The organism is Streptomyces sp. NPDC002309 (assembly GCF_053593375.1).
In genome coordinates this window covers 15605-27529 of record NZ_JBSFCI010000031.1, presented here as the reverse complement: position 1 = coordinate 27529, position 11925 = coordinate 15605, and the positions used below count along the sequence as shown (strand labels likewise).

10 protein-coding genes are annotated in these 11925 nt (G+C 71.7%); 7 read left to right on the top strand and 3 right to left on the bottom strand.

Annotation, left to right across the window (positions count from 1 at the left end; translation table 11 throughout):
• Nucleotides 1–1287, bottom strand: coding sequence for an amino acid deaminase (locus ACWCPM_RS24570; protein WP_450978405.1), 1287 nt, complete (start codon nt 1285–1287; stop codon nt 1–3).
• Nucleotides 1288–1424: 137 nt separating this feature from the next.
• Here ACWCPM_RS24570 and ACWCPM_RS24565 point away from each other — a divergent pair, with 137 nt between their 5' ends.
• The 5 genes from ACWCPM_RS24565 (at nt 1425) to ACWCPM_RS24545 (ending at nt 5980) form a co-directional block, all read left to right on the top strand.
• Nucleotides 1425–2498, top strand: coding sequence for a sugar kinase (locus ACWCPM_RS24565; RefSeq protein ID WP_450978404.1), 1074 nt, complete (start codon nt 1425–1427; stop codon nt 2496–2498).
• Nucleotides 2495–3256, top strand: coding sequence for an IclR family transcriptional regulator (locus tag ACWCPM_RS24560; RefSeq protein ID WP_450978403.1), 762 nt, complete (start codon nt 2495–2497; stop codon nt 3254–3256). The genes ACWCPM_RS24565 and ACWCPM_RS24560 overlap by 4 nt, the downstream gene beginning before the upstream one ends.
• Nucleotides 3253–3663: a RidA family protein gene (locus tag ACWCPM_RS24555; RefSeq protein ID WP_450978402.1), complete on the top strand. Its 411-nt coding sequence runs from the start codon at nt 3253–3255 to the stop codon at nt 3661–3663. The genes ACWCPM_RS24560 and ACWCPM_RS24555 overlap by 4 nt, the downstream gene beginning before the upstream one ends.
• A 133-nt stretch (nt 3664–3796) precedes the next feature.
• On the top strand, nt 3797–5272 hold the full coding sequence (locus tag ACWCPM_RS24550) for a GntP family permease (RefSeq protein ID WP_450978401.1): 1476 nt from the start codon (nt 3797–3799) through the stop codon (nt 5270–5272).
• An 87-nt stretch (nt 5273–5359) separates the two neighbouring features.
• Entirely contained in the window at nt 5360–5980 is a 621-nt protein-coding gene (locus ACWCPM_RS24545; protein ID WP_450978400.1) for a hypothetical protein, read from the top strand.
• 25 nt (nt 5981–6005) lie between these two features.
• Here ACWCPM_RS24545 and ACWCPM_RS24540 read toward each other — a convergent pair whose 3' ends face one another.
• Complete coding sequence (locus tag ACWCPM_RS24540; protein ID WP_450978399.1) at nt 6006–7358, bottom strand: M14 family metallopeptidase; 1353 nt, start codon at nt 7356–7358, stop codon at nt 6006–6008.
• Nucleotides 7359–7704: 346 nt separating this feature from the next.
• Between ACWCPM_RS24540 and ACWCPM_RS24535 the strand changes: the two genes are divergently transcribed.
• Both ACWCPM_RS24535 and ACWCPM_RS24530 read left to right on the top strand, forming a co-directional pair.
• Nucleotides 7705–8988, top strand: coding sequence for an anti-sigma factor RsbA family regulatory protein (locus tag ACWCPM_RS24535; protein WP_450978398.1), 1284 nt, complete (start codon nt 7705–7707; stop codon nt 8986–8988).
• A 283-nt stretch (nt 8989–9271) separates the two neighbouring features.
• Nucleotides 9272–10600: an Nramp family divalent metal transporter gene (locus tag ACWCPM_RS24530; RefSeq protein WP_450978397.1), complete on the top strand. Its 1329-nt coding sequence runs from the start codon at nt 9272–9274 to the stop codon at nt 10598–10600.
• 9 nt (nt 10601–10609) lie between these two features.
• On the opposite strand, the gene ACWCPM_RS24525 is transcribed toward ACWCPM_RS24530, so the two are convergent.
• Nucleotides 10610–11866, bottom strand: a complete 1257-nt coding sequence (locus tag ACWCPM_RS24525) for a hypothetical protein (RefSeq protein WP_450978396.1) — start codon at nt 11864–11866, stop codon at nt 10610–10612.
• Nucleotides 11867–11925: the final 59 nt, after the last annotated feature.

Below are 11925 nucleotides of genomic sequence, written 5' to 3'. Positions count from 1 at the left end.
CTAGAAGAACGTGCGGATGTAGTCGACGACCGTGCCGTCGGCCTCGGCCACCGGGATCAGCTGCCACTTGTCGAACGACGTGCAGGGGTGGGACAGCCCCATGCCGAGCCAGTCCCCGACCTCGACGTCCGCCTCCGGGGCGGTGCGCAGCCAGGCGTGCTGGTCGGACAGCGCGGTGACCTCCACCCCGGTCGCCGGGCGCTCGGCGCCGTCGCGGCGCAGGACCTGCGCGAACGGCAGGTCCAGGTCGTAGGCCGCGTCGCGCTTGCCGGCGTTGGCGAAGGCCTGTTCCGCCGACGGTCGCGACACCACCTGCGCCCACAGCCGGAACGCGGGCTCCAGAGCGCCCTCCTCGGAGACCCGGTTGAAGGGGGTCACCTCGCGGTAGTGGCCGTCGTCGTGCGAGACGTACGCGCCGGAACGCAGCAGCTTCAGGACCGGCGCGCTCAGTGCGGGGATCTCGGCGAACACGTCCGCGACCGCGTCGAACCAGGCGCTGCCGCCCGCGCTGACCACGATCTCGTCCAGGCCCCGGAAGCGCCCCGCCTTGTCGAAGTCCGCGGCCAGCGCCACCACCCGGCGCAGCCAGGCGTGCACCCGCTCGGGGTTCGCACCGGGCACCTCGCCCTCGTAGCCCGCGACGCCGACCAGGCGCAGGCCCGGTGCGGCGGCCACCGCGTCGGCGACCTCGGCGCACTCCGCCTCGGTGCGCACGCCGGTGCGGGCGCCCTCGCCGGCGGCCAGTTCGACGACCACGTCGACGGGGCGTTCCGTGCCGCGCAGCGCCTCGTCCATCAGCTCGACGCCGCGCACGGAGTCGACGTAACAGACGAACGTGAAGGCGGGGTCGCCGGCCAGTTCGCCGGCGATCCAGCGCAGGGCCGCGGCGTCCACCAGCTCGTTCGCCAGGAAGATCCGCCGGACGCCGAACGCCCGTGCCACGCGCACCTGGTGCGGCACGGCGAGGGTGATGCCCCAGGCGCCGCCTTCGATCTGCCGCCGGAAGAGCTGCGGCGCCATGGTGGTCTTGCCGTGCGGGGCGAAGGCGAGACCGTGGCGGGCGGTGTACGCCGCCATCAGCCGCAGGTTGTGCTCCAGGTGCTCGGCGGAGAGGGCGAGGACCGGGGTCGCGAAGCCGCCGGTGAAGAGGTTGCGGCGCTGCGCGGCGAGGTCCGCGACGGTCAGTCCGTCGGCGTCCGGCGGGAGGCCCTTGAAGCGGTGGTCGACGCGTTCCTCGGCGAGTGCGGCGAGCGCTTCGGTGGCGGTGCTGCCGGGGTCGAGGGCCATGGAGCCTCCCTGATCTGGTGCGTTGCGTTATATGCAACGTCCATTGCGTATGTCGCTAAGTGCTGTCTAACATCTCGGCCAACGCGGGGTCAACGGAGCCGCCGTGACCACGACATCGACGAGGAGTCCTGACCATCGTGACCGCCAAAGGCCCTTGCACCGCACCCGACGTCGTGGACGTCGTCGCGCTCGGCGAGTCCATGGTCACGTTCCTGCCCTCACGGCCCGGCCGCCTCGCGGACGTCCCCTCCTTCGATCGGGGCATCGGCGGCGCCGAGTCCAATGTGGCCTGCGTGCTCGCCGCCGCGGGGCATTCCGTGCGGTGGGTCAGCCGCGTCGGCGCCGACGGGTTCGGCGACCACCTGGTCGAGGAGATCGGCCGCTACGGCGTCGACGTGTCGTGGGTGGGGCGTGACCCGGACCGCCGCACCGGCGTCTACTTCCGCACCGCCGGGGACCGGGCCGGCGACGCGCACGAGGTGGCGTACTACCGGGCCGGGTCGGCGGCGTCCGCGATGGCCGTGGGCAACGTCGACAGGGAGGCGGTCGACGCGGCACGGGTGCTGCATCTGTCGGGCATCACCGCGGCGCTCTCGGAGGACTGCCGGACCCTGCTGTGGGAGCTGACCGCACCCCGGCCGGGGCGCCCGCTCGTCTCCTTCGACATCAACTTCCGTCCCGAGCTGTGGCGCGGCGCCGACAGCCCGCGCGTGCTGCTCGACCTCGCCCGCCGGGCCGACGTCGTCTTCGTCGGCGCCGACGAGGCGCAGGCGGCCTGGGGGCTGCACGGCGCCCGGAGCATCCGGGAGGCGCTGCCCGAGCCGGGGACCGTGGTGGTCAAGCAGGGCCGGGGCGGTGCGATCGCCTTCGCCGCGGAGACCGACGGCCCGGGCGAGGAGGCCGCGGGCGCCGGCACCCTGGTCCCCGCCCTGCACGTCGACGTCGTCGCGGCCGTCGGCGCGGGCGACGCCTTCGCCGCCGGGTTCCTCTCCGCCACCCTGCGCGGCCTGCCCGTCCGGGACCGGCTGCGGCACGGGCATCTCCTGGCCGCCGCCGCCCTCACCGTCCCCGGTGACCTCGCCACCCCTCCGACGCGCGACCACGCCGACCGGCTCGCCGCCCTGGACGACGACGCGTGGGGGACACTTCGACTCGGCCCCGGCTGGACGCACGCCGTTGATCGGGCCCCCGAGGAGGTACGTACGCCATGAGTCAGACCGTCGACCGCGCGCTGAGCATCCTGCCGCTGCTCGCGGAGGGCCCCGCCGACCTCGGCCAGGTCGCCGACCGGCTCGGCGTGCACAAGTCCACCGCGCTCCGCCTCCTGCGCACCCTCCACGAGCACGGCTTCGTCTACCGCCAGTCCGACCAGCGCTACCGCCTCGGCGCCCGCCTCTTCGCACTCGCCCAGGAGGCGATGGAGAACCTCGACATCCGCGAGATCGGCCACCCCCACCTCATGCGGCTGAACGAGCAGTGCGGGCACACCGTGCACCTCGCGGTGTACGAGGAGAACGAGGTCCTCTACATCGACAAGGTCGAGAGCCGCTACCCGGTGCGGATGTACTCGCGGATCGGCAAACCCGTCGCCCTCACGGTCGCCGCCGTCGCCAAGCTGCTGCTCGCCGACCTTCCCGAGCGCGAGCGCCGCGCCCTCGCGGAGAAGCTCGACTACCCCCTGTACACGGCCCGTTCGACACCGAACCCCGAGGCATTCCTCCGGGAACTGGCCAAGGTGCGCGAACAGGGCTGGGCCACCGACCTCGGTGGCCACGAGGAGTCCATCAACTGCGTCGCCGCGCCGATCCGTGGCGCGGACGGCCGGGTCGTCGCCGCGATGTCGGTCTCGGCACCCAACGTCGTCGTCACCGCCGACGAACTCCTCACCCTGCTCCCGCTGGTCCGCCGCACGGCGGACGCCATCAGCGGCGAGTACTCCGGCAGGACCCCGACGAAAGAGCTCGCATGACCGAGAAGACCGCTCTCACCCCCAGCACCCACACCGCTCCGCCCGCGAAGTTCTCGCACGGCGTGAGGAAGGGCAACATCCTCCAGGTCGCCGGCCAGGTCGGCTTCCTGCCCGCGGCCGACGGGCAGCCCCCGACCCCGGCCGGCCCGACCCTGCGTGAGCAGACCCTCCAGACGCTCGCCAACGTCAAGGCGATCCTGGAGGAGGGCGGCGCCTCCTGGGACGACGCGATGATGATCCGCGTCTATCTGACGGACGTGGACCACTTCGCGGAGATGAACGCGATCTACAACGCGTACTTCGAGGAGCAGGGCCTCACCCAGCCGCCCGCCGCACGGACCACGGTCTACGTCGGGCTGCCCGCCGGTCTCCTCGTCGAGATCGACGTCCTCGCCGTCCTGGGCTGACATCCGACGCCCTCCCGGCCCCTGTAACTCCCCCCGCCGAACGACGCCACGGCACGGTGCCCCCTTCCCCTGGGCGCCGTGCCGCGATCCCCCCTGCCCGAAAGCACCATGTGTTGACCCAGAGGACCCCCGCATGTCCTACATATCCGCCGCGCCCGCCCCGGAGACCCCGCCCCACACGGGCGGACTGCTCCTGCTCGTCGACGGGACGGCAGGCCTCCTGACCGTCGCCGCGATCGGTATCGCACTGCTGCTCTTCCTGATCATCAAGGTCCGCCTCCAGCCGTTCGTCGCCCTCCTCGCGGTCTCCGTCACCGTCGGCCTGATGGCGGGCCTGTCGGTCACCGAACTCTTCGGCACCGTCCAGAAGTCCGCCGCCGTCTCCACCATCGAGGCCGGCATGGGCGGCATCCTCGGCCATGTCGCCATCATCATCGGCCTGGGCACGATGCTCGGCGCGATCCTCGAAGTCAGCGGCGGCGCCCAGGTGCTGGCCTCCCGTCTGCTGGGACTGTTCGGCGAGAAGCGCGCCCCACTCGCCATGGGCCTCACCGGCCTGATCTTCGGTATCCCGGTCTTCTTCGACGTCGGCATCTTCGTCCTGGCCCCGCTCGTGTACGCGGCGGCCAAGCGCTCCGGCAAGTCGGTGCTGCTCTACTGTCTGCCACTGCTGGCAGGCCTGTCGATGACGCACGCCTTCCTGCCGCCGCACCCGGGTCCCGTGGCCGCCGCCGGTCTGCTCCATGTCGACCTCGGCTGGGTCATCCTCATGGGCCTCGTCTGCGGTGTCCCCGCCGTGCTGGCGGCCTGGGCGTACTCGGCATGGATCGGCAACCGGATCTTCGTGCCGGTGCCGCAGGACATGGCGGAGGCGGCGGACGAGGCCAAGCGCGCCGTGCTCGACGAGCAGGCCGCGAGCGGCGTGGAGCCCAGTGAGGCGCCGGTCGCACTCGGCACCGTCCTCACCATCATCGGCACCCCGCTGATCCTGATCCTCGCGGCCACCTTCTCCTCCATCGCGCTGGACCCCTCCACCCCGCGCTCGGTGATCGAGTTCTTCGGCCACCCGTTCGTGGCCCTCACCCTCGCGCTGCTGCTGGCCTACTACCTGCTCGGCATCCGGCGCGGCTGGTCGCGCAAGTCCCTGGAGACGGTGTCCACTTCGTCGCTGAAGCCCGTCGGCAACATCCTGCTGGTGGTCGGCGCGGGCGGCGTCTTCGGCGCCGTCCTCAAGGCGAGCGGTGTGGCCCAGGCACTGTCGGACACGTTCAACGACGTCGGTCTGCCGGTGCTCGTCCTCTCCTACCTGATCTCGCTCGTCCTGCGGGTCGCCCAGGGTTCGGCGACGGTGGCGATCGTGACGACGGCGGGCATCGTGGCGCCGCTGCTGGCGGAGGGCGACCACTCGCAGGCGTTCGTGGCCCTGGTCATCATGGCCATCTCCGCGGGCTCCATCTTCGCCTCGCACGTCAACGACGGCGGATTCTGGATCGTCGCCAAGTACTTCGGCATCAGCGAGCGGGACACGCTCAAGACCTGGACGGTGCTCGAATCGGTGCTGTCGATCGCCGGGTTCGCGGTGGCGGCGGTGCTCAGTCTCTTCGTCTAGTCGGGCGGTGGTGCGTGGTCGTCCGTCCCGGAGGATCGTCTCCGGGACGGACGACCTCATCCGGCCCCGGCGCCCCACGGCACAGCGATGTCCGCCATACTGCCCGCTGTGGAGCAGCGCATAGGTACGAGCAGTCAGCCCCTGGACGCCGGCGTCAACCCGGCCCACATCCCCGGGCTCACGGGCCCGGGGAAGGCAGCCGAGCCCGAGGACGCGGTGCCGGCCGAGGAGAAGGCCGTCTCGGAGGCCGCCGACGAGGCCGTCGAGGAGGCATCCGAGGAGGCATCCGAGGCGGTGGAACCCGAGGAGCCCGAGGCCGCGGACGACGCGGAGACGGATGACGCCGAGACGGATGACGCCGGGACGGACGACGCGGAAGCGGCCGACGGCCCCGTGTTCGAGGCCGCCGACCGCCGGGCCCGCATCGTCGCCGACGCCAAGGGCGTACGCCTCAGCCTCGACGACCAGAACTGCGAGTTCCGCTGGGACGAGATCGGCGCGATCGAGACGGAGTCCCCGCGCTTCGGCAAGCGGTTCACGGTGACCGTGCACACGCCGGAGCGGCGCTGGTACCCGATCGAGATCGAGGCCAGGTCGAAGTCCCAGCACCAGCAGTGGGACAAGGAACTGGACGCCGTCCTCGACGCCTACTTCGAGACGGACGCCGAGGAGTCCGAGTCCGTCGAGAGCGCCGAGGACGACGACTAGTCGTCGTGGCGGTTCAGGTGGTCGCCTAGCAGTACTGGGCTTCCTTCCCGATCGACCGGTACATGCAGTCCGCGTTCTCCAGCAGTTGCAGTACCGCGTCCCGGTTGCGTGAGGTCTCCCGCTCGATCACCTCGTCGGGCGGGTAGAACCCTCCCCCGGAGGCGCCGCGCGGATACATCTCGAAGGTGTACCCGAAGATCTTCTGCGAGCCCCACAGCCAGTCGTCGATCGAACCGTCCGTGATGTACAGGTCGCTGGACTGCTCGGGCGTGTAGCCGTTGCTGGCGGCCATCTTCTGCCCCACCGCGGCGAAGGCGTTGCGGTCGTCGGCCGTCATCCCCGTGGTCGTGTCGGAGTAGGTGTACCCGAACGGCCAGAGCACCAGCTCGCTGTAGGTGTGGAAGTCGATCCCGGCCTTGATCTGCTGCTGCCCGCCCACCACACGGCTGCGCACGAAGTTCGCGACGACCTTCACCTCGGGCGCCGACTCCGCCGCCGTGCCGCGGTAGGTGTCGGAGGACGGCGAGCCGGAGGAGCCGCCGCAGCATCCCCACCGGTAGTTCCAGTTCCGGTTCAGGTCCGTACCGATCGCCGACGAACCGGAGTTGGGCTGCCGGTTCTTGCGCCACGACCGGTAGGAGCCGGAGGCGATGTCGTACTCGCCGCCGTCCGGGTTGAGGTCGGGGACGATCCAGATCTCCCGGTTGTTCACGATGTTCGTGACACGGGAGTCCGTGCCGTAGTCGGACGTCAGCTCGCGCAGCAGATACAGCGCCATCTCGACGGTGAGGTGCTCGCGGGCGTGCTGGTGGTGGGTGAACAGCACCTCGGGCTCGGCCTCGTCGGTGCCGACGTTGTCGCTGATCTTGAGGGCGACGATGTTCCGGCCCTGGTACGAGGTGCCGATGACCCGCTGGCTCACGATGCCGGGGTTCGCCGCGACGGCGGAGTTGATCGCGCTCGTCATCTCCGCGTAGTTGTGGTAGCGGGAGTCGGCGGACGGGAAGTCGAAGAGCCGGACGTCGTCCTCGCCGGCGGAGCGGTCGGGGACCGCGCCGAGCGGGGTGATCTCGTAGCCGAGGGAGCGCAGCTTCTTGATCTGGTCCGCGCGGCCGGAGACGACGACGGTGTGGTCGTCGGCCTCGTCCACGGTGACGCCCGTGCGCTGGATCTCCGTGCGGTCCTTCGCGGACGAGTGCGTGTGGATCTCGTACTGGCGGACGTCGTCCGCCGAGGCCGCCGCCCTGCCCGCGCTGTCGGCGGAGGCGTCGGAGACCGACGCCGAGAGCGGGGCCGCGAGGGCGAGGGCGATCAGGGTGGCGAGCGCGGCGGTGCGTCTGCCGCCGCGGACGCCTGAGCCGCGGATGCGAAGTCGCATGAACTCTCCTTGGATCTCCAGGAATTCCGGGTTCTCCGGAAGTGGGGGAGTGGAGCTGGGGGGTGGTTCCTCGGTGCGACGGACTACGTGCTGGTGCGGTGTGGCGCTCATCGTGGAGTCCTGGCATGGCCAGGTCAAGACTGACCCTTGAAGTGACGCCCGGAAACCGGCGGAAAACGGCCGGGCCCGGCGGCGGGCGGCGGAGTGTACGCGCGCCGGGCCCGCCGGAACGGTTCCTCGGCGAATACCACCCGCCGGTGTGAGCGGCGCGTGCATATATGTACACATGAGGGAAGAGTCGGGTGCGCGCACACGACCTCGAGCACCCTCCAGGGACTGGCTGAGCATGGGCGGATCGGCGCCACGACGGGACAGCCGGCCGCCGGTCGAGACGACCGGCTTCGTCGACCGGCGGGCCGAACTGGCCGAAGGCCGCGAGCTGCCGGCCCGGGCTCGTCCGGTCACGCTCACCGGACCCGGCGGCGCCGGCAGGACCCGCCTCGCCGGATGCCTCGCCCGCGAGTTCCCCGACGGCGTGCACGTCGTGCACCTCTCCGGTCCGCACGACCCGGCACTCGTACCGGTCGCCGCCGCGGACGCCCTCGGCCCGCACGACCACGCCGCGCAGCCCCCGCCGGACGCCGGCAGCAGCGTCCGACCGCACCGCCGTCCGGACCCCGCCCCACCCACCGACCCCACCCCACCGACCGACAGGAACTCCATGCCCGTCCCGCCAGCACGTGAACAGGACGTCTTCGACCACCGCATGGCCGTCTTCTCCTCCGACGAGGAGTTCGTCGCCGCCTCGCTGCCCTTCCTCGCCGAGGGCCTGGCCGCCCCCGACGAACCCCCTCCCGTCGCCATCGCCGCCCCCGGCAAGCTCGACCTGCTCCGTGACGCCCTCGGCGAGGACGCCCGGCACGTCGGCTTCGTGCCGCACACCGAGTGGTACCGCGGGTCCGCCGCCAACGCCGTGGCGCAGGGCGCCGGTTACCTCGCCGCGAACGCCGGCCCCCGGGGCAGTGTCCACCTGCTGATGGAGCCCGACTGGGGCGGCCGTGCCGGGCGCTCCGTCCGGGAGAGCGCCGAGTGGATCCGCTACGAGGCGTTCGCCAACCTTCTCTTCGCCCCGCTCGCGACCACCGTCCTGTGCGCGTACGACGCCCGCACCGCGGGCCGGGCCGTGATCGCCGCCGCCCGCCGTGCCCACCCCGGCACCGACGTCTACGAGGACCCGCTGCGGATCGCGGCCGAGCTGGACGCCGTACCCCTCCCGCCGGTCCCGTACGACGCGCATCCGCTGCCCGCGCCCGAACCGCACACCGTGCGCACCTGGGCCGCCGGCCGGGGTCTGCCCGCCGCCGACGCGGAGCTGTTCGCCGCGGCCGTCTCCGAGGCGGCGGACCCGCTCGACCCGGTCAGCGAGGTCCTGCTGTGGGGCGAGGCGCCCGGCTGCGTCTGCGAGTTGCGCTCACCGCGCCGCGTCGACGATCCGCTGGCCGGCTTCGTGCCCCCGCCCAGTGCCGAGCCGGCCCCCGGACAGGGGCTGTGGTTCGCGCGGCAGGTGTGCGCGTACGTCGATGTGCGCGACGACGACGCGGGCGCCGTCGTGCGCCTGCAGTACGCGTAGCCCGATCCGGACGCGCACCCCCGGGCAGGCAGGGGAACAGGTGGTCCTCCCCGTGCGCCCCGGACCCGGCACACCTCACCGTGAAGGCGTGCTGCGACTCTCCGGGACCGGCCGCCCGGATCCAGAACCCTGTTACGGCGCCTGTCCTCGACCGCCCATGGTCCCCTCCGGCCGTGACAGGCCCGTCCCCGTTCCCGGGGGTCTGCCGGGCCGGCGGAGACATCGGGTGAAGATCCCGCATGCCCTCTTGTCCCCTGTCCGTCCATGGGCTTGGTTGACGTGCATGGCGGACACCACGGGAAACACCAGTGACACCGGGGCGGCATCCGGCCCGGACTCCGGAGCGAGCCCGCGCAAGGCGAGCTGGAAGTACATCGGCCCCGGGATCGTCGTGGCGGCGACCGGTGTCGGGGCGGGCGACCTGGTCGCGACGCTGATCGCGGGCAGCAGGTTCGGCTACACCCTGCTGTGGGCCGCCGTCATCGGCTGCCTGGTGAAGATCTCCCTCGCGGAGGCGGCCGGCCGCTGGCATCTGTCGACCGGCCGCACCCTCTTCGAGGGCTGGGCGAGCCTCGGCCGCTGGACGACGTACTTCTTCGTCGTCTACGTCGTCGTCTGGGGCTTCGTGTACGGGGCGGCGGCGATGTCGTCGAGCGCGCTGCCCCTGCAGGCGCTGTTCCCCGACGTGATGGACCTTCAGTGGTGGGGGATCGCCTGCGGTCTGGTGGGCCTGGTCTTCGTCTGGTTCAACAAGTACGCCGTCTTCGAGAAGGTCATGACGGTGCTGGTCGGCGTCATGTTCGTGGTGACGGTGTACCTGGCGATCCGGGTCACGCCGAACCTCCCGGACGCCTTCGCCGGCCTGCTGCCCGTACTGCCCGACGAGAAGGACTCCGTCCTCAACACCCTCGGCCTGATCGGCGGCGTCGGCGGCACCATCACGCTGGCGGCCTACGGCTACTGGGTCAACGCCAAGGGCTGGACGAACGCCGGCTGGATGAAGGTGATGCGGCTGGACAACCGGGTCGCCTACGCCACCACCGGCATCTTCGTCATCGCGATGCTCTTCGTCGGCGCCGAGCTGCTGCACACCCGCAACGTCGCCATCGAGAGCGGTGACAAGGGCCTGATCCAGCTGACCGGCATCCTGGAGGCCGAGTACGGCTCGGCGACCGCGAAGTTCTTCCTGATCGGGTTCTTCGCGACCTCCTTCACCTCGCTGATCGGTGTCTGGCACGGCGTGAGCCTGATGTTCGCGGACTTCGTGGCGCGCTACCGCGGGCGGGCGCGGACCGGGGGCGAGGAGATCGCCTCGGGCGAGCGGGAACGGTCCTGGCCGTTCCGCGCCTACCTGCTGTGGCTGACCTTCCCGCCCATGGTCCTGCTCTTCCAGGGCCAGCCGTTCCGGCTGGTCATCCTCTACGGCGTGCTGGGCGCCGCCTTCCTGCCGTTCCTCGCCGGCACCCTGCTCTGGCTCCTCAACACCGGCCGTACTCCCAGGGAGTGGCGCAACGGCTGGATCAGCAACGGGATGCTGGTGATCGCGGGCCTGCTGTTCCTGGTGCTGTGCGTCAAGCAGATCTCCGACCAGCCCTGGGCGGACTTCTTCTGACCGGCTCCCTCACTTCAGCAGGGTGGGCCACTTCGGGTCGAGGGCGATCTCGCGGAGCTGCCGGGTGGTGAGTGCGGGGGCCTCGCGGGTCGCCGCGTCGTGCTGGGTGCCGGAGTTGAAGGCGCTGATCACCACGCGCAGGCCGTCCTCGCGCAGGGTGTCCGCGGTCCACATGACGACGCCCTCGCCGCCCTTCTCGCCGGGCCCCTGCCGTTCGGTGACCAGCGTGCCGTCCGGCAGGGTCTCGGCCCCGCCGAAGAGCTCGCCGGCGGTGTCACCCATCCCCGGCTGCACGTTGATCTGGACGAGGCTCCGCCCCTTGCCGTCGTCGACGACGACATAGCCGAACTCGCCCTCGCCGCCCTTGCTCACGACCTTCGCCTTCTCGGGGAGGAGCGTCACGAGCCTGTCCACGGCCGAGCCGGTGAAAGTGTGGCTCGGGGCGGCGGGCTCCATCGGCGGGGGGCTTCCCTGACCGTCCTCGGCCGGGGCGAGCGCACTCCACACCGAGGCGGTGGCGACGTCTTTCAACTCTGCCGTTGTCAGGGGCGGTTCGGGACGGGTGACGGGTGCCCCCTTCTCCTTCTCGGCGTTCCACTCGCTCACGCCGACGTGAACGCCGTCGGTCGTGACCAGTTCCGCCCGCCACAGCTTGGTGTCCTCGCGCCGGTCCGGATACTCGTATCCCTGGAAGAGCATCAGGACCGAGCCGTCCGGCTGCCGTGTGGTGGTGCAGCTGTCGTGCGGGACGTAGACCTTGTCCGGGCAGGCGACCGTCTCCGCGGCCTGCGGGCTGCCCGGCTCCACCCGGCTCAGCGAGAGGCTGATCAGGCCGCCGCCGGCGCCGTCGTCGTGCACCAGCCGCACATACGGGAGCTCACCGCCCCCTCCGCCGCCGGCCTCGACGTCCGAGATCTTTCCCTCGGGGAGGCGCTGCTTCAGCATCCCGATCATCCGCTCCGCGCCAGGGCTGCGCGGGGTCGCCGTGCCGGACGGCGGGGCGGTCTCGCCGGTGGAGCTGACGGAGTCCTGCTCGTGGCCCGGGCCGCCGCTTCCCGGCAGGACCAGCGCCCCGGCCAGGCCGACCAGGGCGATGCCGGCCGCGCCGCCGGCCACCGCGGCCCGGCGGCGCAGCCGTAGCGTGCGCCCGCGGGACCGGCCCGCGGCGATCAGTGCGGCGCGGTCCGTGTCGAACGTGTCCCCGGTCTGCCGCAGGGCGCTGCCGAGCCGGTCCTCGAAGGGGTTGTCGTGGTGCTCTGTGGACATGGCGAATCACCGTCTGTCTTGAGGGCTGGTGAGGTGAAATGGAACCGCGCGGGCGGACG